General features: G+C 68.7%; 20 protein-coding genes. 5 read left to right on the top strand and 15 right to left on the bottom strand.

The annotated features are described in order from the left end of the window. Nucleotides 1-2 precede the first annotated feature (2 nt). Nucleotides 3-917, top strand: a complete 915-nt coding sequence (locus tag ACZYRS_RS26655) for a MurR/RpiR family transcriptional regulator (RefSeq protein ID WP_198788859.1) — start codon at nt 3-5, stop codon at nt 915-917. Then, nucleotides 914-2,392 carry an N-acyl-D-amino-acid deacylase family protein gene (locus ACZYRS_RS26650; protein ID WP_463421630.1) on the top strand — a complete coding sequence of 493 codons (1,479 nt, stop codon included), beginning with the start codon at nt 914-916 and terminating at the stop codon, nt 2,390-2,392. Before ACZYRS_RS26655 ends, ACZYRS_RS26650 begins: the two co-directional genes overlap by 4 nt. A 288-nt stretch (nt 2,393-2,680) precedes the next feature. On the opposite strand, the gene ACZYRS_RS26645 is transcribed toward ACZYRS_RS26650, so the two are convergent. After that, nucleotides 2,681-3,592, bottom strand: a complete 912-nt coding sequence (locus tag ACZYRS_RS26645; protein ID WP_198785908.1) for a LysR family transcriptional regulator — start codon at nt 3,590-3,592, stop codon at nt 2,681-2,683. 146 nt (nt 3,593-3,738) lie between these two features. Here ACZYRS_RS26645 and ACZYRS_RS26640 point away from each other — a divergent pair, with 146 nt between their 5' ends. Continuing rightward, nucleotides 3,739-4,641, top strand: a complete 903-nt coding sequence (locus ACZYRS_RS26640) for an amino acid ABC transporter substrate-binding protein (RefSeq protein ID WP_463421629.1) — start codon at nt 3,739-3,741, stop codon at nt 4,639-4,641. 4 nt (nt 4,642-4,645) lie between these two features. Continuing rightward, entirely contained in the window at nt 4,646-5,935 is a 1,290-nt protein-coding gene (locus ACZYRS_RS26635) for an aminotransferase class V-fold PLP-dependent enzyme (RefSeq protein WP_463421628.1), read from the top strand. 18 nt (nt 5,936-5,953) lie between these two features. On the opposite strand, the gene ACZYRS_RS26630 is transcribed toward ACZYRS_RS26635, so the two are convergent. After that, a complete protein-coding gene (locus ACZYRS_RS26630) occupies nt 5,954-6,901 on the bottom strand; it encodes a class I SAM-dependent methyltransferase (protein ID WP_463421627.1) in 948 nt (315 codons plus the stop codon). 97 nt (nt 6,902-6,998) lie between these two features. On the opposite strand from ACZYRS_RS26630, the gene ACZYRS_RS26625 reads away from it, so the two are divergent. Continuing rightward, nucleotides 6,999-7,628, top strand: a complete 630-nt coding sequence (locus tag ACZYRS_RS26625; protein ID WP_463421626.1) for a flavin reductase family protein — start codon at nt 6,999-7,001, stop codon at nt 7,626-7,628. Between the two features lie 10 nt (nt 7,629-7,638). On the opposite strand, the gene ACZYRS_RS26620 is transcribed toward ACZYRS_RS26625, so the two are convergent. The 13 genes from ACZYRS_RS26620 to paaA all read right to left on the bottom strand — a co-directional run bounded on the left by ACZYRS_RS26620 (nt 7,639) and on the right by paaA (nt 21,021). Continuing rightward, complete coding sequence (locus ACZYRS_RS26620; RefSeq protein WP_463421625.1) at nt 7,639-8,442, bottom strand: lysostaphin resistance A-like protein; 804 nt, start codon at nt 8,440-8,442, stop codon at nt 7,639-7,641. Nucleotides 8,443-8,540: 98 nt separating this feature from the next. Next, nucleotides 8,541-9,101: a methyltransferase family protein gene (locus ACZYRS_RS26615; RefSeq protein ID WP_198785890.1), complete on the bottom strand. Its 561-nt coding sequence runs from the start codon at nt 9,099-9,101 to the stop codon at nt 8,541-8,543. 30 nt (nt 9,102-9,131) lie between these two features. Beyond that, nucleotides 9,132-9,890: an SDR family NAD(P)-dependent oxidoreductase gene (locus ACZYRS_RS26610; RefSeq protein WP_463421624.1), complete on the bottom strand. Its 759-nt coding sequence runs from the start codon at nt 9,888-9,890 to the stop codon at nt 9,132-9,134. Next, entirely contained in the window at nt 9,890-11,941 is a 2,052-nt protein-coding gene (gene paaZ, locus ACZYRS_RS26605; RefSeq protein ID WP_463421623.1) for a phenylacetic acid degradation bifunctional protein PaaZ, read from the bottom strand. The genes ACZYRS_RS26610 and paaZ overlap by 1 nt, the downstream gene beginning before the upstream one ends. Before the next feature lie 24 nt (nt 11,942-11,965). Next, nucleotides 11,966-12,715 (bottom strand): ABC transporter ATP-binding protein, encoded by a 750-nt coding sequence (locus ACZYRS_RS26600; protein ID WP_463422540.1) that lies wholly within the window; start codon nt 12,713-12,715, stop codon nt 11,966-11,968. Between the two features lie 5 nt (nt 12,716-12,720). After that, on the bottom strand, nt 12,721-14,622 hold the full coding sequence (locus ACZYRS_RS26595; RefSeq protein WP_463421622.1) for a branched-chain amino acid ABC transporter ATP-binding protein/permease: 1,902 nt from the start codon (nt 14,620-14,622) through the stop codon (nt 12,721-12,723). Continuing rightward, on the bottom strand, nt 14,619-15,647 hold the full coding sequence (locus ACZYRS_RS26590; protein ID WP_463421621.1) for a branched-chain amino acid ABC transporter permease: 1,029 nt from the start codon (nt 15,645-15,647) through the stop codon (nt 14,619-14,621). Before ACZYRS_RS26590 ends, ACZYRS_RS26595 begins: the two co-directional genes overlap by 4 nt. A gap of 192 nt (nt 15,648-15,839) precedes the next feature. Then, nucleotides 15,840-16,985, bottom strand: a complete 1,146-nt coding sequence (locus tag ACZYRS_RS26585) for an ABC transporter substrate-binding protein (RefSeq protein WP_463421620.1) — start codon at nt 16,983-16,985, stop codon at nt 15,840-15,842. A 43-nt stretch (nt 16,986-17,028) separates the two neighbouring features. Continuing rightward, nucleotides 17,029-18,114, bottom strand: a complete 1,086-nt coding sequence (gene paaE / locus ACZYRS_RS26580) for a 1,2-phenylacetyl-CoA epoxidase subunit PaaE (protein ID WP_198785884.1) — start codon at nt 18,112-18,114, stop codon at nt 17,029-17,031. A 130-nt stretch (nt 18,115-18,244) separates the two neighbouring features. Further along, nucleotides 18,245-18,760 (bottom strand): 1,2-phenylacetyl-CoA epoxidase subunit PaaD, encoded by a 516-nt coding sequence (gene paaD / locus ACZYRS_RS26575; protein ID WP_463422539.1) that lies wholly within the window; start codon nt 18,758-18,760, stop codon nt 18,245-18,247. A gap of 8 nt (nt 18,761-18,768) precedes the next feature. After that, the gene (gene paaC / locus ACZYRS_RS26570) at nt 18,769-19,548 is read right to left on the bottom strand and encodes a 1,2-phenylacetyl-CoA epoxidase subunit PaaC (RefSeq protein WP_463421619.1); all 780 of its coding nucleotides are present in this window, start codon (nt 19,546-19,548) and stop codon (nt 18,769-18,771) included. A gap of 169 nt (nt 19,549-19,717) precedes the next feature. Continuing rightward, on the bottom strand, nt 19,718-20,017 hold the full coding sequence (paaB, locus tag ACZYRS_RS26565; RefSeq protein WP_042578792.1) for a 1,2-phenylacetyl-CoA epoxidase subunit PaaB: 300 nt from the start codon (nt 20,015-20,017) through the stop codon (nt 19,718-19,720). Beyond that, a complete protein-coding gene (gene paaA / locus ACZYRS_RS26560; RefSeq protein WP_463421618.1) occupies nt 20,014-21,021 on the bottom strand; it encodes a 1,2-phenylacetyl-CoA epoxidase subunit PaaA in 1,008 nt (335 codons plus the stop codon). The genes paaB and paaA overlap by 4 nt, the downstream gene beginning before the upstream one ends. Nucleotides 21,022-21,024: the final 3 nt, after the last annotated feature.

The raw sequence follows: 21,024 nt of genomic DNA, 5'->3' as shown, positions 1-21,024 counted from the left end.
CGATGGCCCCCTCCCTGCTCCAGAAGATCGCGCAGATCCGCAGCAGCGCCCCGGCAACGCGGCGCGCGATCCTGGACCTGATCCTGGAAGACCCCGACCGCGTGCTCGAAGAGAGCTTCGAGCAGCTGGCCGAGCGCTCGCGCAGCTCGGTGCCCACCATCATGCGCACCTGCCGGGACCTCGGCTTCGCGGGCCTGCGCGAGTTCAAGCTCGCGCTCGCGCAGGAGCTCGCGCTCGGCGGCTCGCCGCTGCACCGCCGCGTGAACATCGAGGACGCGGCCGACGAAGTGGTCGGCAAGATCGCGCGCAGCGCCGCGGCCTCGGTCTCGGGCGTGCGCGGCCAGCTCGACATGCAGGTGCTCGACGGCGCCGTGGCCGCCATCGCGGCCGCGCCGCATGTGGACCTGTATGGCGCGGGCGCCACCTCGTGGTTCATGGCCAACGACCTGCAGGCGCGGCTCTTTCGCCTCGGCCTCTCGGCCAACGCCTGGGCCGACTACCACCTGCAGCAGGTGGCCGGCGCGGCGCAGCGGCCGGGCGGCGTGGTGATCGCCATCTCGCACGTGGGCGGCATGCCCTCGCTGCTCGACGCGGTGGACATCGCACGCGGGCAGGGCGCCAAGGTGGTCGCGCTCACGCGGCCCGGCACGGCGCTCGCGGCGAAGGCCGACTTTTTGCTGGGCCTCTCGGTGCCCGACGACGCGGTGATGCACGTGGGCATCGATGCCTACCTCACGCACCTCACGGCCATCGAGATCCTCACGGTGCTGGTCGCGCAACGCCGCGGCGAGCCCGCGGTGCAGCGCCTGCAGCGCGCGCGCGAAGCCTTCCAACGCCATGGCATCGACGCCACCACGCACCCGCTGCAAAGCTGGGACGGCGGCGGCATCAACGAAAAGGGAGGGCGCGCATCGTGAGCGAGCCGAACGCCGTAAAGGCCATATTGCTCGAAGCCGGCCTCGTGGTCGACGGTTCGGGCGGACCCTCGTGGCCCGGCGACGTTCTGTTGCAGGGCGACCGCATCCTCGCGCTCGGCGAGGGCTTGCGCGGGCGGCTGCCCGAGGGCCTGAGCGTCGCTGATCTCGACATCGTCGACTGCCGCGCGAAAGTGATCGCCCCCGGCTTCATCGACGCGCACACGCACGACGATGCGATCGTGCTGCGCGACCCGCTGTGCCTGCCGAAGGTGTCGCAGGGCATCACCACGGTGGTGACGGGCAACTGCGGCATCTCGCTCGCGCCGTACCGCACGCCGCAATCGAAACCGCCGCTCACGCTGCTGGGCGCCGATTCGTTCAGGCACTCGACGATGGCCGAGTACCGCGCCGCCGTCGATGCGACGCAGCCCGCGCTCAATGTGGCCGCGCTCGTCGGCCACACCACGCTGCGCTTCGCGACGATGCAGGCGCTCGACCGTCCCGCGAGCGGCGAGGAGCTCGCGCGCATGGAAGCGCTGCTCGACAGCTGCATGGCGGATGGCGCGCACGGCATGTCCTCGGGCCTCTTCTACGAAGAGGCCTTTGCCGCGCCGGCCGAGGAAGTGACCGCGCTCGCGCGCGTGGTCGCGCGGCACGGCGGCGTGTACGCCACGCACCTGCGCAGCGAGATGCAGCAGATCATCGAGGCGCTGCACGAGGCCGGCGACTCGGCTTTCAATGCCGGTGTGCCGCTGGTCATTTCGCACCACAAGTGCGCCGGCCCCGCGAACTGGGGCCGCACGAAAGAGACGCTGCCGCTGATCGAATCGCTCGCGCAGCGCCAGCAGATCGCGATGGACGTGTACCCCTACGTGGCCGGCTCGACCGTGCTGCGCGAAGACCTGGTGGACGGCGTCATCGACGTGCTGCTGACCTGGTCCGATCCGCATCCGGAGATGACCGGACGCCTCGTGTCCGAGATCGCGCGCGAATGGGGCATCACCGAACAGGCGGCGTGCCTGCGCCTGAAGCCCGGTGGCGCCTGCTATTTCCAGATGCAGGAGGAGGACGTGGAGCGCGTCATCGCGCACCCGCTCACGATGATCGGCAGCGACGGCCTGCCGCACGACCGGCATCCGCATCCGCGCCTGTGGGGCGCGTTCCCGCGCGTGTTCGCGCGCTACTGGCGCCAGCGCCGCCTCTTCACGCTGGAGCAGGCCGTGCACAAGATGACCGGCATGACCGCGCGCAACCTGCGCATCGCGGACCGCGGCCTGCTGCGCGTCGGCACGATGGCCGACGTGGTGGTGTTCGACCCCGAGACCATCGCCGACACCGCGACCTACGACAAGCCGCACGGCGTGAGCGTGGGCGTGGAGCGTGTGTTCGTGAACGGCGTGCTCGCGTATCGCGGCGGTGAGGCCGAAGCGCGCGTGCTTGCGCGTGCCGGGCGGATGTTGACGCGCGGGGGCTGAAGTCATTCGGGGCGGGTGCGCAGGCCGCCGGGTGCTCCCCTCCGCGAATGTCCCCCGGCCTGCGGCCTCCTCCTTGATTTCGCTGCGGGGAGCACCCGACGCCCTGCGCACATGGACGCGCTGCTGGTTCGCGGCCGATCAACGACCGCGCTGAATAACGAGCACGCCGATGGGGTGCCTTGCGCAGCGAAATCAAGGAGGAGCCGAAGGCGGGGGACATTCGCGGAGCAAGGTACCCCGTCGGCGTGATCGCGCCCCCGAACAAGGCCGCCCGCACTCCCCAGTGGTTCAATCCTGCGCCTGGAACATGCGCGTGAAGTCGCAGCACTCCTGCGCCAGCATCACGATCGACGAGGTGAGCGCGCTGCGGTGCTCGCCCTTGTGCATCGCCACGTAGCGCACCACCGGCAGCGGCGGCGTCACTTCGATCACCGCGAGCATGCCGGCCGCCACCAGCGGCGCGAGGCATTCGCGCGGCAGGTAGCTCACGCCCAGTCCCGACACGGTGAGGCCGGTGAGCGCCACGAGGTTGCTCACCACGATCACGTTGGAAGGCTGCACGCCCTGGTCCTTCATCCATGCGTCGTAGGCGCGGCCGGTGCCCGAGTTGTTGCCCTGCACCAGCATGCGGTGGCGCGCCAGGTCGTGCAGGCGCACGGTGCCCGTCGCCGCGGCCGATGGAATCACGCCGGGCTTGCACATCCACGCGCTCTTCACCTTGCCGATGACCTTGCTCTGCATGCGCGAGTCGGCGAAGGTGTCGGGCACGATGACCACGTCGAGCGCATCGACCAGGAGCTTGTCGCGCAGCTGCAGGCTGTCGTCCACGTCGGGCTCCAGGATCACCTTGGGGTAGTGCTGCTGGATGAGGCCGACCAGGCGCGGCAGCCACGTCATCGCGGTGAGCTCGGTCACGCCGATGCGGATGCGCCGCTCCACCACGCCGGGCTTGCCGAACTGCTCGACCGCGGCATCGCGCTGCTCCAGGAGGCGCTTGGCGAGCACGAACATCTCCTCGCCCTTTTCGGTGAGGCGCGCGGTGCGCTGGCTGCGGTCGAAGAGCTCGGTGTCGAACAGCAGCTCCAGTTCGTGCACCCGCTTGGAGACGGCCGACTGGGAGGTGTGCAGCTGGTTGGCGGCCTGCGCGAAGCCGCCGAGCTGGCCGATCCAGTAGAGGGCTTCGAGTTGCTTGAAGGTCATCACGGTGCGGGTCTCCTGTGAAAACTGCCTGACAGAACGCTTTTGTTCATGCAATTCGATCACAAAAAATCGCTTTTAGAAATTCATCGAGACGCAGAAGATTCGCCCAGCCCACCCCTCCGTCTGCAAACCAAGGAATACACGCCATGGACTTCGTCAAGCTGCCTTCTGTCCTTGCCCTGGGACTCTCCCTCGCCTTCGCCTGCGGCGCCGCCAGCGCCCAGGACGGCGGCACCCTGCAGAAGATCAAGGAGAGCGGCACGATCCAGATCGGCGCGCGCGACAGCCAGATCCCGTTCTCCTACAAGCTGAGCGCCGACAGCGCGCCCATCGGCTTCACCAACGACATCTGCCTGAAGATCGTCGATGCGGTGAAGGCCAAGCTCGGCCTTGCGAAGCTCGACGTGCGCTACACGATGCTCAATTCGACCAACCGCATTCCACTCTTGCAGAACGGCACGGTCGACCTGGATTGCGCGACCACCACCAACACCACGCAGCGCCAGGCGCAGGTCGATTTCGCGCCGAGCCATTTCGTCACCAACATCACCGCCGCGGTGCGCAAGAGCTCGGGCATCAACACCCTGGCCGACCTCAACGGCAAGAACGTGGCCACCGTCTCGGGCAGCACCTCGATCCAGCTGCTGCGCGGTGCGCGCAAGAGCGGCACGATCGAAGTCAACGAGATCGCGGGCAAGGACACCTCAGACGGCTTCCTGCTGCTCTCCACCGGCCGCGCCGATGCCTACGTGCTGGACGACGTGCAGCTCGCCGGCATGGTCGCCAGCGCCACCAATCCGGGCGAGTACAAGCTGCTGAAGGAGTCGCTGCGCCAGGAGCCCTACGGGATCATGCTGCGCAAGGACGATCCGCAATTCAAGGCGCTGGTCGATGAAACGGTCACCGGCCTCATGAAGTCGGGCGCCATCGAGCAGCTGTATGCGAAGTGGTTCATGTCGCCGATTCCGCCGAAGAACGCGAACCTGAATTTCCCGATGTCCGACGCGGTGCGCGACATCTACAAGAACCCCAACAACAAGGGCGTCTGAGCACATGGCGACCACGCTTGACAACCACCCCCGCGGCCTCGCGTTTTCCGATGCGCTGATGCGCGAGGTGAAGGCGCGCTTCCTGCTCGTGGACCACGATCACCACGGCCGCGAGCGCCTCTACTTCGACAACGCGGGCGGCTCGTTTCGCCTGAAGGCTGCGGCCGAGCGCTTCGCACAGGTTGATGCGATTCCCGACAACGCCGAGCGCATCCACGCGACGGCGGTCGAGCTGCAGCAGATCCAGGCGAAGGCGGCCGACGACTTGCGCACCATCCTCAATGCAAAGGGCGGCAGCGTCTACGCCTCGCTCACCGCCTCGGGCGCCATGTTCGACATGGTGCGCGCGGTGGCCGAGAACGTGGCCGGCACGAACATGGTCACGACGGTGCTGGAGCACCCCTCTGCCTTCGATGCGATGAGCCTCTACGCGAGCCGGCTCGGCCGCGAGCTGCGCGTGGCGAAGAGCAACCCGGTGACGGGCGGCGTCGATGTCGAGGAGATCGTGCGCCTCATCGACAAGGACACCTGCCTCCTGAACGTGATCTACGCCTCGAACATCTCGGGCGCCAAGCTCGACATGGCCGAGATCGTGCGCCGCGCGCGCGCCATCAAGCCCGATCTCTACATCCTCGTGGACGCGGTGCAGCATGCGCCGCACGGCCTCATCGATTTGCAGAAGACGCCGGTCGATGGCATCAACCTCGCGCCCTACAAGTTCTTCGGCTGCCGCGGCTCGGGGCTCTCGTGGGTGTCCGAGCGCGCGGCCGTGCTGCCGCACCACAAGCTCGCGGGCAAGAAGCCGGACTACTGGGACCTGGGCAGTTCCGCGCCGTGGCAGTTCGCCGCGCTCACGGAGATCGTGGACTACGTCTGCTGGATCGGCGGCCAGTTCACAGATGCCACCGAGCGCCGCGCGCTGTTCGTCGAAGGCATCGGCCGCATCGAGCTGCACGAGCGCGCGCTGCTCGCGGCGCTGCTCGACGGCACGGGCGATGCGACAGGCCTGCGCGAAATGCGCGGCGCCCAGGTGTTCCTCGACCACGAAGACCTGACCCGGCGCGACCTGATCCTGGGCATCGGCTTCGACCGCATCGACTGCACGCAGGCGGTGGTCGAGTACGGCAAGCGCGGCGTCACCGTGTACGAGCGCGTGGCGAGCAGCATCTACTCGAAGCGGATGCTCGAATCCTTCGGGCTCGAAGGCACGGTGCGCGTCTCGCCGCTGCATTGCCACTCGATGGCGGACATGGAGAAATTCCTGCGGGTCACGCAGGAGATCGCCGCGTTGTAGCCGTACAGCCGGGCGAGTTCAGGCGGCGGGCGGCGCGGCGCTGACCACGCGTGCATCCACGCGCGCGTGAGCGATGTGCCCCGCGCCGGCCCGCTGCCGCTGCAGGCCGTTGGTACCCGCCGCGTCGTAGCGGGCCACGGTCTGTTCTCCGTCCAGGTCTTCCGTCAGCACCAAGCCGGTCTCCAGCAGCAGCGCACCGAGCGTCGCCGGATCGAAGCCCGAGAGAAACGCCTCACCCACGCCGGACACATCGCTGCGGAGTTTCCGGAACCCCTCGGTGCCCGCATGGCCGGGCTGCAGCGCCACTTCGTCGATGTAGGTGAAGACCAGCTCGCTCCCCGCCGGCGCAACGGTGGCGATGGCACGCAGCGTCGCGAGGTTGGCCTCGCGCGTGAGGTACACGGTGACGCCGAGCCACGAGAAGAAGGTGGGCTGCGCCGGATCGAAGGATGAGCGCGCGAGGGCCGACTGCAGCGTCTCCTCGGCGAGGTCCGCCGCCACGAAATGCACGTCGTCGGATTCGGCGATGCCGCAGTGCCGCAGGCGCTCGCGCTTCAACTGCTGCGTCGCGGGGTGGTCCACTTCGTAGACCTGCAGCCCTTCGGCCCAGGCCGGGCGGCGGCAGAGAAAACTGTCGAAGCCCGCGCCGATGAGCACGTACTGCGCGATGCCGCGCGCGACCGCGGCCTCCAGCATGTCTTCGGTGTAGCGGCTTCGCAAAATGACGCCGGGGTAAGCGGCGTTCGCGCGCATCGCGGCGTCCAGCACCCTGGCCGGCGCGGCCTCGGCGCGCTCAGCGGGGTCCAGCCGCGCCATCGCCCGGTCGCGCAGGCCGGCCTGCACGGACTCGGGCACGAGGCGGTCGCCCCACGGGTCGTCCAGCAGCGGCGCCGGGTCGCTGCGCGTGTGAAGCGCGCGCATCAGCGAGGTGACGAGGGCGGTGTAGCTGGCTTTCGAGGGTTCCATGAAGGGGCGCTCCGGGCAGAGGATGACGAAGGGCGGGCTTTGTGCGACGCTTGCCGCCGCTGCCGCCCCGGTTTCTACTTCATTCTCCGACGACTTCATGAACGCCTCCTCGTCCTCGTCCTTGTCCTCCCACCGCCGCCCCGTTCCGCTCGCCAAGGCCTACCGCCTGCTCAACCACGGCCCCACCGTGCTCGTGAGCGCCGCGCACGGCGGGCAGCGCAACATCATGGCCGCCGCGTGGGCGATGCCGCTCGACTTCGATCCGCCCAAGGTGGCCGTGGTGCTCGACAAGAGCACCTGGACGCGCGTGCTGCTCGAAGGCGCGGGCACCTTCGCGCTGCAGGTGCCCACGCGCGCACAGCTCGACCTCACGGAGGCGCTGGGCAACAGTTCGGGCCGCGAGATCGTCGAGACCTCGGGGCGCGACAAGTTCGCCGCGTATGGCCTCGAGACTTTTGCGGGCACCGCGACCGAGGCGCCGCTGCTCGAAGGCTGCGCCGCGTGGCTCGAATGCCGGTTGCTCCCCGAGCCGCCGATCCAGGAGCGCTACGACCTGTTCCTCGGCGAAGTGATCGCCGCGCAGGCCGATGCGCGCGTGTTCGCCGACGGGCGCTGGAACTTCACCGGCCACGACGACCTGCGCACGCTGCATCACGTGGCGGGCGGGCACTTCATCGTCGATGGCGAGGCGGTGGATGCGCGGCCGCTGCCGCCGGTGCAGCGCTAGCCCTGACGGCTCAGCGCCGGGGCTTGCCTGCCCCCGGCGTGACCAGCAGGCGCCGCAACGCCAGCGCACCCACGACGGCCGCCACAACGACCAGCAGCAGGGTCCACACCGCGTCCGCCCTGGACGCGTCCGTGGGCCAGTCGCCGACGAACAAGGTGCCGGTGTTGTAGGTGGCGTGCAGCGCGACGCACGGAATGAGCGAGCGGGTGCGCTCGTAGAGCCAGCCGAGCACCAGGCCCAGCACCAGCCCGACGAGGAACTGGTAGATGTTCAGGTGCGCGGCCCCGAACAGCACAGCCGAGCCGACGATGGCATGCCAGCGTGCATAGCGCTGCAGGAAGCCGCGCAGCACGATGCCGCGGAACAGCATTTCCTCCAGCAGCGGCGCCACGACGCACACCGCCAGCGTGGCCGCGACGCTGCCGTCGGCCATGCGGCTGAACAGCGACTCTTCCCACGGCGAGAGCGGCGCGACCAGCACCAGCAGGTTGAGCGCCGTGATCACCGTCACCATCAGCGCCGGCACGAGCAGCAGCACCGGGGGCACGACCATCGTGAGCGTCGCCCGCACGGACATCGGCGAGGCGTGGAAGAGCTGGCGGTAGGTGAGCTGCTGGTAGTGCATCACCACCGCGAACACGCAGCCGTTGCCCAGCACGGTGGAGAGCACGCCCAGCTGCATGCCGTTCAGCCCGAGCCAGCCGTTCGCATCGCGCAGCGCGGCGCCCACGACGAGCTCGCAGAGAAACAGCGCCACGAACAGCAGGACGGCCTGCACGGCGGAGGGAAAGGCCGTGCTTTTCGGGGAGGGCATGGGAGGGGCGCGAGGAGCGAGGGGCGGGGACGGGGGAGGTCGCGCATATTACCGTCGCCCCGCGAAACGACGGACGCATCCCGCGCCCGAATGGCCAACTACAGCACGAACGGAATGAAGCGCCGCGTGCGGCGCATGTAGTCGCGGTAGGTGTCGCCGAAATGCGAGATGCATTCCTTCTCGTCGCTGAGCGCCGTCAGCACCAAGAGCAGCGTGGCCGCCGCCACCAGCGCCAGCGTGAGCCAGGTGAACTGCTTGAGGAAGGCGCCCCAGGCCAGCAGCATCAGCGCGGTGTACATCGGGTGGCGGATGTAGCGGAAGGCGCCCGAGGTCACGAGCGAGGAGGTCTTCTCGAAGCCGTAGAGGGCCGGGTCGTCGTTGCGCGCATCACTGGGCTTGCCCTGCGCCTTGAGCAGGCGCACCGCGTGGATCGGCAGCCAGATCGACAGCGCCAGGAATACGCACGAAAGAATCTGCGTCGCCGAGAACGGATCGACATGCCACACCGGCAGGTTCACCACGATCAGCACCAGCATGCATTCCCACGCGAAGAAGCGGTAGAAGCCATGCGAGCCGGGCTGGCGCAACGGCCCGCGCGAGACGTAGAGCAGCGCGGCAGTGCCGGCGACAAGAAGGAAGATCTGGAACCAGAAGAGCATGGCGGCCGAATTTACACGGGCCGCCCGTCTTCAGCCAGAGATCGAAAACCCGCCATCGACCGGAATGGCGGTGCCGGTCACGTAGTCGGAAGCGGCGCTCGCGAGGAACACCGCGGTGCCCGCGATGTCGGCCGGCTGGCCCCAGCGGCCGGCGGCGGCGCGGGCCACCACGCGGTCGTACAGGCCCGGAATCTGGCTGCGCGCGCCGTCGGTGAGCTCGGTCTCGAACCAGCCGGGCAGGATCGCGTTGACCTGGATGTTGTCGGCCGCCCACGAAAGCGCGGTCGATTTGGTCAGCTGCACGATGCCCGCCTTGCTCGCGGCATAGGCCGGCGCATAGGGCGCGCCGAAGATCGACATCATCGAGCCGATGTTGATGACCTTCCCTCCGCCGGCCGCCTTCAGGTGCGGGTGCGCGGCGCGGCTGCACAGAAACGCGCTCGTGAGGTTGGTGTCCATCACCTGGTGCCATTCGGCGAGCGCGAGCTGGTCGACGGGCTTGCGCACCGTGGTGCCGGCGTTGTTCACGAGGATGTCGAGCCGGCCGCAGCGCGCGACCGCGTCGTCGAACCCCTTCTGAACGGATGCTTCGCTGGTCACGTCGACTTCGAGCGCGAAGCTGTCGCTGCCCAGGGCCTTCAGGGCTTCCACCGCGGCGGCCGACTTCTGCGCATTGCGCGCCGCGACGATGACGCGCGCGCCGGCTTTCGCCAGGCCCTGGGCCATGCCGAGACCTATGCCGCCGTTGCCGCCGGTGACGAGCGCGACTTTTCCCGTGAGATCGAACATCAGGTGGCTTCCGGTTTCTTGGAGACGAGGGTCAGGATATCGTAGCTCGCGACCACGTCGCCATCCTGGTTCGTCACCTCCACGTCCCAGGCCACCACGCCCTGGCCCTGGCCGCTCGCGTCCTTCTTGTTGCGGTCGATCTTGCGCTTGCATGTGAGGCGCGCGCGGATCGTGTCGCCGATGCCCACGGGCTTGACGAAGCGCAGCGTATCGAGGCCGTAGTTGGCCAGCACCGGGCCGGGCGCCGGCGAGACGAACAGGCCCGCCGCCGCCGAGAGCACGAAGTAGCCGTGCGCGATGCGCTTGCCGAACGGCGACTCCTTGGCCGCCACTTCGTCGAAGTGCATGTAGAAATAGTCGCCCGAGATGCCGCCGAAGGCCACGATGTCGGCCTCGCCGACGGTGCGGCGGTGCGTGAGCAGCGAGTCGCCGATGCGCAGGTCTTCGAAGTAGCTGCGGAACGGGTGCACATCGCTCTCGCGCACGGCCGCGCCGCGCACGTGCTCGCCGGTGATCGCGGCCAGCATCGTGGGCGAGCCCTGCACCGCGGCGCGCTGCAGGTAGTGCTTGACGGCGCGCAGGCCGCCGAGCTCTTCGCCCCCGCCCGCGCGGCCCGGGCCGCCGTGCTTGAGCTGCGGCAGCGGCGAGCCGTGGCCAGTCGATTCGGTGGCGGCTTCGCGGTCGAGCACCAGCAGGCGGCCGTGCCATGCGGCGGCGACCGGGATGGCCTTGGCCGCGATGGCCGGATCGCGCGTGACCAGCGTGCCCACGAGGCTGCCGCGGCCGCGTGCGGCGAGCGCCAACGCTTCGTCGATCCCGTCATAGGGCATCAGCGTGCTGACGGGCCCGAAGGCCTCGACGTCGTGCGCGGCATCGTGTTCGAGGGGCTTGCGGCTCAGGAGCAGCGTGGGCGCGAAGAAGGCGCCCTCGGCGACACCGTCGCCCACGGGCGAGAAGCCGTCGCGCTCGCCGTAGACCAGCTCGGCGCCCTGCAGCAGCATGGCCACGCGCTCGGCCACGTCGGCCTGCTGCGCGTGCGAAGCGAGGGCGCCCATGCGCACCTCTTCGCGCGACGGATCGCCGATGACCGTTTTCGCGAGCCGCGCGCGCAGGCGCTCGGCCACCGCATCCAGGTGCTGGCGCGGCACGATCGCGCGGCGGATCGCGGTGCACTTCTGGCCGGCCTTGGTCGTCATCTCGCGCGCCACTTCCTTCACGAAGAGATCGAACTCCTCGTCGTCGGGCGTCACGTCGGGCGCGAGGATCGCGCAGTTGAGCGAGTCGGCCTCGGCGTTGAACGGGATCGACTGGCGCACGATGTTCGGGTGCACGCGCAGCTTGGCGGCGGTGTCGGCCGAGCCGGTGAAGGTCACCACGTCGGGGCCTTCGAGGCGATCGAGCAGGTCGCCCGTGCCGCCGATCACCAGCTGCAGGCTGCCCTCGGGCAGGATGCCCGACTGCACGATGAGCCGCACGGCCGCCTCGGTGAGGTAGCTGGTGGCCGAGGCCGGCTTGCTGATGCACGGCATGCCCGCAAGGAAACTGGGCGCGAACTTCTCGAGCAGCCCCCACACCGGAAAGTTGAAGGCGTTGATGTGCACCGCCACGCCGCCGCGCGGCACCAGGATGTGCGTGCCCGCAAAGCCGCCCTTCTTGCCGAGCGGGAAGGCCGGGCCTTCGTGCACGAGGTTGCCCGAGGGCAGCTCGTTGGAGCCGATGCCCGCATAGGCGCTCAGCGTGCCCGCGCCGCCTTCGATGTCGATCCAGCTGTCGGCGCGCGTGGCGCCGGTGTGGGCCGAGATCGCGTAGAGCGTTTCCTTGTTCGCCGCGAGGTACTTGGCCAGCGCCTTCAGGCGCTCGGCGCGCTGCTGGAAGTCCAGCTTCATGAGCGCGGGAATGCCGGTGCGGCGCGCGTACTGCAGCGCCTCGGCGAAGTCGATCGCCTCGGCATGCGTCGCGGCCACGGGCTGGCCGTTGATGGCGCTGCGCAGCTGCTGCGCGCTCTCTTTGCCGATCCAGCGGCCGGCGATGTAGCTTTGAAGGGTGGTCATGGAGGTCCTTGAGCGTCCGGGGGTTCAGGCGACGGCGGGTTCCGCGTTGCGGTTGCCGATGCCCAGGTAGGTGTCGATGATTCGCTGGTCGTGCAACAGCTCGCGCGCGTTGCCTTCGAGCGCCACGGCGCCCATCTCCAGCACGTAGGCGCGGTCGGCCACCTGCAGCGCGGCGCGCGCGTTCTGCTCCACGAGCAGCACCGAGACGCCATGGCTTCGCAGTTGCGAGACCACGCGCAGCACTTCGCGCACGACCAGCGGCGCGAGGCCCAGCGACGGTTCGTCCAGCATCAGGAGGCGCGGCCGCGCCATCAGCGCGCGGCCGATGGCCAGCATCTGGCGTTCGCCGCCCGAGAGCGTGGAGGCCAGCTGGGGCTTGCGCTCGCGCAGGCGCGGGAAGATGGCGAACACCTCCTCCATGCGCGCGCGCTGGTCGCGCTTGCCCTTGCGCCATTGGTAGAAGCCGCCGAGCAACAGGTTGTCTTCGACCGACATCTCGCCGAACAGCTCGCGCCGCTCGGGCACGAGCGCCACGCCGCGCGCGACCATGGTCTCCACGCCGGGGCGCGCGATGCGCTCGCCCGAGAGCGTGAGCGCGCCGGTGGAAGGCAGGAGGCCCATCGCCGCGCACAGGAGCGTGGTCTTGCCCGCGCCGTTGGGGCCGATGACGGTGACGATCTCGCCTTCGTTCACATGCAGGCGCACGCTGTGCACCGCTTCGACGGTGCGGTAGGCGACGCAGAAGTCCTGGAGTTGGAGCAGGGGTGTGGTCATCGCGGTCATCGTGCGTCTTCCAGCAGTTCGTCGTCGGCGCCGCCGAGGTAGGCCTCGAGCACGCGCGGGTTGGCCTGCACTTCGGCCGGCGTGCCGGTGGCGATGACGGTGCCGAATTCGAGCACCGTGATGCGGTCGGCCAGGTTCATCACGAACTCCATGTCGTGCTCCACCACCAGGATGCCCAGGCCCTCGGCGCGCAGCTGGCTCAGCAGCACGGAGAGCGCGCGCTTTTCGAGGTGGCGCAGGCCCGCGGCGGGCTCGTCGAGCAGCAGCACCGACGGCTGGCCTGCGAGCGCGCGCGCGATTTCGACCACGCGCTGCTGGCCGAGCGAGAGCGATGCGGCCGGCGTGTCGGCGTGCGCGCCGAGGCCGCAGCGTTCGATCTGGCGGCGCGCCTCGGCCATCAGCGCGGCCTCTTCGGCGCGGTCCAGCCGCAGCATCGCGGCGAGCCAGCCGCGCTTGGCACGCAGGTGGGCGCCGAGCGCGACGTTCTCGACCACGCTGCGCTGCCCGAGCAGCCGCACGTGCTGGAAGGTGCGGCCCAGGCCCAGCGCGGCGAAGGCGCGCGAAGGCTTCGTTGCCATCGACTGGCCCGAGAGCCGCACCACGCCCGAGGTGGGATCGTCCACGCCCGAGATCATGTTGAAGAAGGTGCTCTTGCCGGCGCCGTTCGGTCCGATCAGCGCATGGATCTCGCCGGCCTTCAGCGTCATGGAGATCGCGTTGTTGGCCACGAGTCCGCCGAAGCGCTTGCTCACGTCGCTGGCCTCGAGCAGCAACTCGCCCGATGCGGGCAGCTTGCGTTGCACGAGCTGCATCGTGGAGGGGTGTACCAAGGCAGGCGCCGCCTTGCGCGCGTCGTCGCGCACCCAGCGGCTCGCCAGCCGCGAGACCGTGGGCCAGAGCCCGTCCGCAAAACGCTGCAGCACGAAGAGCATCAGCAGGCCGAACACGACCACCTCGAAGTTGCCGCTCGTGCCCAGCAGCGCGGGCAGCACGTCCTGCAGCTTTTCCTTGAGCAGCGTGATCAGCGCCGCGCCGAGCACCGCGCCCCACAGGTGCCCCGCGCCGCCGACCACCGCCATGAACAAAAGCTCGATGCCGATGTTCAGGTTGAAGGGCGTCGGGTTCACGAAGCGCTGCAGGTGCGCATAGAGCCAGCCCGACACCGCCGCGAGCAGCGCGGCCAGCACGAAGAGCTTGATGCGGTGGCGCGCCGTATCGACGCCCATCGACTCGGCCATGAGCCGTCCGCCCTTGAGCGCGCGGATGGCGCGGCCTTCGCGCGAGTCGAGCAGGTTGTGCATCGCCCACAGCGCGAGCAGCAGCACGCCCCAGATCACCACGCCGAGCGCGCGCGGCGTGGCGAGCGAGAAGCCCGCGACCACCAGCGGCGGCACGCCCGTGATGCCGGTCTGGCCGCCCAGGAAATCCATGTTGCCGAACAGGTAGTAAAGACTCAGGCCCCAGGCGATGGTGCACAGCGGAAGGTAGTGGCCCTGCAGCTTGAGCGTGACCGCGCCCAGCGTCCAGGCGAGCGCGAAGGTGAAGACCAGGCCGAGCGCAAGGCCCGCCCACGGCAGCAGCGCGGGGCTCACCGCGCCGCCCATCCATGCGGCGGCGGTGGGCGAGGTGCAGATCCACGCGGTGGCGTAGGCGCCCATGCCGACGAACGCGGCCTGGCCGAAGGAGGTCATGCCGCCCACGCCGGTGAGCATCACGAGGCCTGCGGCGACCAGCGCATAGAGCCCGATGTTGCTGAGCACGGACACGGTGAACTCGGGCAGGAAGCCCCAGGCCATCGCGAGCGCGACGACGAAGACCAGGGTGAGCTGGCGCGGCGTGACCAGCGGCTTGCCGGCGGGCGGAGCAGTGGCGGCGATGTTGTTGGATGGCGAGCTCATTCCTCGTCCTCCACATGATGGCTGCGCAGCGATCGCCACCACAGCACGGGAATGATCAGGGTGAAGACCAGCACCTCCTTGAAGGGGCTGGCCCAGAAAGAGGCGAAGGCTTCGAGCTGCCCCACCAGCAGCGCGCCGACGAGCGCCAGCGGATAGCTCGCGAGCCCGCCGACGATGGCCGCCACGAAGCCTTTGAGGCCGATGAGAAAGCCGGTGTCGTAGTACACGGTGGTGATCGGCGCGATGAGCAGCCCCGACACCGCGCCGATGAGCGCCGCGAGCGCGAAGCTCAGGTCGCCCGAGAGCTCGGTCGGAATGCCCGAGAGCCGTGCGCCCACGCGGTTGATGGCGGTGGCGCGCAGCGCCTTGCCCACCATCGAACGCCCGAAGAACAGGAACATCGCGATCACCAGCAGCAGCGTGACGCCCACCACCACCAGCGATTGCCCGCTGACGGGAATGCCGCCGATGTCGAAGCGCGCATCCGAGAAGGCCGTGGTGCGCGAGCCTTCGGCGCCGAAGAAGAGGAGACCCAGGCCCACCAGCACGCCGTGCAGCGCGACCGAGACGATCAGCAGCATCAGCACGTTGGCGTCCGCCAGCGGCCGGTAGGCCAGGCGGTAGAGCAGCGGGCCGAGCGGCATGATGAGGATGAGCGTGGTGAGCGTCTGCCCCGCCATCGAGGTGGGCTTGAGCAGCAGCACCAGCGCGGCGGCCGCCAGCGGCAGCACCACGCACCAGGCGAGCGCCGAGGCCCAGTCGACCACCGCGCCGCGCTTCCAGCGCCAGAACTCCACCACCAGCACCATCGCCGCGAGCGCGAGCAAGAGCCACAGCGTGGCCGGCACGCGGCCGGCCTGCAGCATCGCCATCGAGAGGGCCCCGAAGGCGACGAACTCGCCCTGGGGAATGAAGATGACGCGCGTGACCGAGAACACCAGCACGAGGGCGAGCGCCATCAATCCATAGACGGCACCGTTGACGATGCCGTCCTGCCCCAACAACAGGGCGATCTGCAAATCCATAAAGAACCTTTGGGCTCGGCCCGTGTATCGAATCAGTGTCTGCCGCCAACGCCGTCAGCCGCGCTGCATTGCGCCTTCCCCCTCTGGGGGAAGGTTGGGATGGGGGCAAGCGGCCCTTGTTCGGCGCAGTGCCTTGCCGTGTGCCGTCGTGCCCCCACCCCTGCCCTCCCCCGGGGGGAGGGAGTCAAGACATCAGGGCTGGTACTTCCAGGCGCCGTTTTCGATCTTGACCATCACGCGGGCGCGCTGGTCCAGACCGAGGTGATCCTTCTCGGTCATGCTGAACACGCCATGCGCGCCCGACACTTCCTTGACCTGCTCCAGCGCATCGCGCAGCGCCGCGCGGAATTCCGGCGTGCCCGGCTGCGCCTTCTTCAGCGCGACCGGAACGGCCGACGTCATCAGGAGACCCGCATCCCATGCGTGCGCGCCGAAGGTCGACACGCTGCCCTTGCCGTTGGCCGCTTCATAGGCCGCCACGTAGGTCAGCGCAGACTTCTTGACCGGGTTGCTGGCCGGCAGCTGGTCGGCCACGAGCACGGGGCCGGCGGGCAGGAAGGTGCCTTCCACGTCCTTGCCGCCCACGCGCAGGAAGTCGGCGTTCGCCACGCCGTGCGTCTGGTACATCTTGCCGGTGTAGCCGCGCTCCTTGAGCGTCTTCTGCGGCAGCGCGGCCGGCGTGCCGGAGCCTGCGACCAGCACGGCGTCGGCCTTGGCGGACATGATCTTCAGCGCCTGGCCGGTCACCGAGGTATCGCTGCGCGAATAGCGCTCGTTGGCCACGATGGTGATCTTCTTGAGCGCGGCGGCCTTGGCGAATTCTTCCGACCAGCCTTCGCCGTACGCATCGGAGAAGCCGATGAAGGCGACCGTCTTCACGCCGTTGGCGGCCATGTGCTCGGCGATGGCCAGCGACATCATGATGTCGTTCTGCGGCGTCTTGAAGACCCACTTCTTCTTCGCGTCCATCGGCTCGATGATGCGGGCCGAAGCGGCGATGGAGATCATCGGCACCTTGGCCTCGCTCACCACGTCGATCATCGCGAGCGAGTTGGGCGTGGTGGTGGAGCCCAGCACGATGTCGACCTTGTTCTCGGCGATGAGCTTGCGGGTGTTGGCCACGGCCGCGGTGGTGTCGGAGGCATCGTCCAGCACGATGTAGTTGATCTTCTGGCCGCCGATGGTCTTGGGCATCAGCGCGATGGTGTTCTTCTCGGGAATGCCGAGCGAGGCGGCAGGGCCGGTGGCCGAGACCGTCACGCCGACATTGACGTCGGCCCACGCCGCGGCGGCGGTGGCGCACAGCGCGGCGATCAGAAGGGGCTTGAAGAATTTCATTTGGGCTTGTCTCCGGGTTGAAAAATCGTTGAGGCCTGAAGTATCAACGCTCGTCGAAGGACAAGGTGACACGTTCGGTGAGGGGGTGTGCCTGGCAGGTCAGGACGAACCCCGCGGCCACTTCATTCTTGTCGAGCGCGAAGTTGCGTTCCATGCGGACTTCCCCGTCAACGCACTTGGCGCGGCAGGTGCCGCACACGCCCGAGGTGCACGAGAACGGCACTTCCAGGCCCGCGGCCGAGGCCGCATCGAGGATGCTGGGCTGGCCCTCGGTGAAGGTGATCTCGCGCTGCAGGCCGTCGCGCACGATGGTGATGCGGGCCTGCTTGGCGTCGCCCGGCAGCGGCTCGTGCACCACGGCGCCGACCTGTGTGGCCGAGGGCAGCGCGACGCCGAAGCGCTCGATGTGGATGCGGTCTTCCGGCACGCCGGCCGCGAGCAGCGCGGCCTCGGCCTCGTCGTTCATCTGGAACGGGCCGCAGACATACACGTGGTCGATCTTCTTGGCCGGCACCACCGACTGCAAAAACTCGCCGATCTTCTCGCGGTTCATCACGCCGAAGCCCAGGGGCGAATCGGTGTGCTCGTCGGAGAACACGTGCAGCAGCACGAGGCGCGTCATGTAGCGGTTCTTCAGGTCCTCGATTTCTTCCTTGAACATCGTGGACTGCAATTGCCGGTTGCCGTAGATCAGCGTGAAGCGGCTCGCGGGTTCGCGCGCCAGCACCGTCTTCATGATGGAGAGGATCGGCGTGATGCCGCTGCCGCCCGCGATGCCCACGTGGTGCCGCGCCGAGGCCGGCTCGATCGGCACGAAGAAGCGGCCCTGCGGCGCCATCACCTGCAGCGTGTCGCCCGGCTGCAGGTTCGCGTTGATCCAGTTGGAGAACACGCCGCCGCGCACCTTGCGCACGCCCACGCGCAGCTCGCCGTCGTCCAGGCCCGCGCAGATCGAATAGGAGCGGCGCAGGTCCTGGCCGTCGATGTCGTGGCGCAGGGTCAGGTACTGGCCCTGCGTGAAGCCGAAGACTTCCTGCAGATCGGCCGGCACCTCGAACGAGACGATGACGGCCTCGTGCGTGTCGGGCTCGATGGCCTTCACGCGAAGGGGGTGGAAAAGGGTACTCATGCCAGATGCTCAGGGTTGCCAGGCGTTTTTCCAGGGCTGCTGTGGAACCGGCTTTGCCGGGCCACTGGCAGCGCCCCCTTGAGGGGGGAGGAGAAGCGACACGAAGTGCGCGAAGCCTGGGGGTGGTTCTTCATATGGGCTTGAAGTGTTCGAAGGGTTCGCGGCAGGCCATGCAGCGGTAGAGCGCCTTGCAGGCCGTGGAGCCGAAGGCTGAGAGGCGCTCGGTGCGCTCGCTCGCGCAGCGCGGGCAGGCGATGCGTTCGCCGGCGATGCGCCCGAAGAGCTTGATCGGCATCGCGGTGTTGGCGGCGGCTTCGGGCGTGAGGTGGGCCGGCGGCGCGATACCGTAGGCCTTGAGCTTGGCGCGGCCTTCGTCGCTGATCCAGTCGCTGCTCCACGCGGGCGCGCGGCGCAGCGTGGCGCGTGCATGGCCCAGGCCCGCCTGCGCGATGGCCGCCAGCACGTCGTGCTCGATGGCCTCGGTCGCGGGGCAGCCGGAGTAGGTCGGCGTGAGCACGATCTCCAGGCCGTCGTCGTGCTCGATCACTTCGCGCACGATGCCCAGGTCGCACACCGACACGGCCGGCACCTCGGGGTCGAGCACCGTGTGCAGCACCGCCCACGCCGCGTCGACGCGCGAGGCCATGTCGGTGTTCACCACACGCCTCCGGGGAAGCTGCGCTGCAGGTGCTGCATCTCGGTGAGGATGTAGCCCATGTGCTCGCTGTGCACGCCCTGCTTGCCCGTGCTGCGGAAGGCGGCTTCCTTCGGCATCGCGAGGCCGGCCGCGTCGAGCACCTGCTGCATCTCGGCGAGCCAGGGTTCGCGCAGTTCGTTCCAGCCCGGGCCGAGGCCGCTGGCGCTCGCGGCTTCGTCCACCGCATCGCTCTCGAACAGCTCCGGCACGTAGAGCCAGAGTTGCTTGAAGGCCTTCTCGGTGCGGCGGCGCGATTCGTCGGTGCCGTCGCCCAGGCGCACGACCCAGTCGGCCGAGTGCTGCTGGTGGTAGCGCGCTTCCTTCACGGCCTTGCCGGCGATGGCGGCCACTTCGGCGTCGCTCGATGCCGCGAGGCGCTGCCACAGCAGCTTGAGCAGCGTGGCGACCATGGTGTTGCGCACCACGGCAAAGGCGAAGTCGCCGCGCGGCAGCTCGACCAGCGTGAGGTTGAAGTAGTCGCGCTCGTTGCGCAGGTACGCGAGCTGGTCCTCGTCGTGCGCGCGGCCCTCGCCCTCCAGCTTGCCGGCGTGCGTGAGCAGGCCGCGGGCCTGGCCCACGAGGTCCAGGGCGATGTTGGCCATCGCGATGTCTTCTTCCAGCACGGGCGCATGGCCGCACCACTCGCCCAGGCGCTGCGCGAGCACGAGGCACGTGTCGCCGATGCGCAGCAGGTATTGCACGGCGGGCGTGCGGTTCAGTTCGATCGATGCTTGCATGGTGTTGAATTCCTTTTGCGACTCCCGATCCGTTCGGCCTGAGCTTGTCGAAGGCTGGTGACCGGCTTCGACAAGCTCAGCCCGAATGGTTGGGGGCGAGCGTGTCTCGATCCGTTCATCCTGAGCTCGTCGAAGGGCGACAGGCTCAGCCCGAACGGCTGGGTGGGCATTACATGTGGTCGACCTGCTTGGGCAGCGCGTAGAAAGTCGGATGGCGGTAGACCTTGTCTTCGGCCGGATCGAAGTACATGTCCTTCTCGCCCGGATCGCTCGCCACGATCTGCTCGGAGCGCACCACCCAGATGCTGCTGCCTTCCTGGCGGCGCGTGTACACGTCGCGCGCCATCTGGATGGCCATCTTCGAATCGGCCGCGTGCAGGCTGCCGCAGTGCTTGTGGTCCAGGCCCGCCTTGCTGCGCACGAACACTTCCCACAGGGGCCACTCTTGCTTGGTCGTATCGGCGCTCATGCGGCCTCCTTCATTGGTTGCTTGTTGGCGTGGGCCATGGCGGCCTCGCGGACCCATTCGCCGTCTTCCCAGGCGTCGACGCGCGCCTGCAGGCGCTCGCGGTTGCAGGGGCCGTCGCCGCCCACCACGCGCCAGAACTCGCTCCAGTCGATCGTGCCGAAGTCGTGCGCCTGGCGCTCCTCGTTCCACTTCAGGTCGGGGTCGGGCAGGGTCACGCCGAGGATGGCGGCCTGCTCGACGGCCGCGTCGATGAACTTCTGGCGCAGCTCGTCGTTGCTGAAGCGCTTGATGCCCCAGCGCATCGACTGCGCCGAGTTGGGCGACTGGTCGTCCGGCGGGCCGAACATCATGATCGAGGGCCACCACCAGCGGTTCACCGCGTCCTGCACCATCGCCTTCTGCGCGTCGGTGCCGTGGGTCATCATGGTGAGCAGCGCCTCGTAGCCCTGGCGCTGGTGAAAGCTCTCCTCGCGGCAGATGCGGATCATGGCGCGCGCATACGGCGCGTACGAGCAGCGGCAGATCGGCACCTGGTTCATGATGGCCGCGCCATCGACCAGCCAGCCGATGGTGCCCATGTCGGCCCAGGTGAGCGTGGGGTAGTTGAAGATCGAGCTGTACTTGGCCTTGCCGCTGTGCAGCGCGTCGAACATCTGGTCGCGCGAGGTGCCCAGCGTCTCGGCGGCGGCATACAGGTAGAGCCCGTGGCCGCCCTCGTCCTGCACCTTGGCCAAGAGGATGGCCTTGCGCTTCAACGTCGGCGCGCGGCTGATCCAGTTGCCCTCGGGCAGCATGCCGACGATCTCGGAGTGCGCGTGCTGGCTGATCTGGCGCACCAGCGTCTTGCGGTAGTGCTCGGGCATCCAGTCCTTGGCCTCGATGAAGTCGCCGGCATCGATCTGCGCATCGAAGCGCTCCTCGAGCCGCATCTCGTCGGCCGAACGCACGGCCTTCTTGCCGTCGCCTGCGTCCTTGCCCATGGTGTCCATGGCTTGCGTGTACATCGT

The organism is Variovorax sp. AC194, from assembly GCF_979257995.1.
This window is presented reverse-complemented; position numbering and strand designations above follow the sequence as displayed.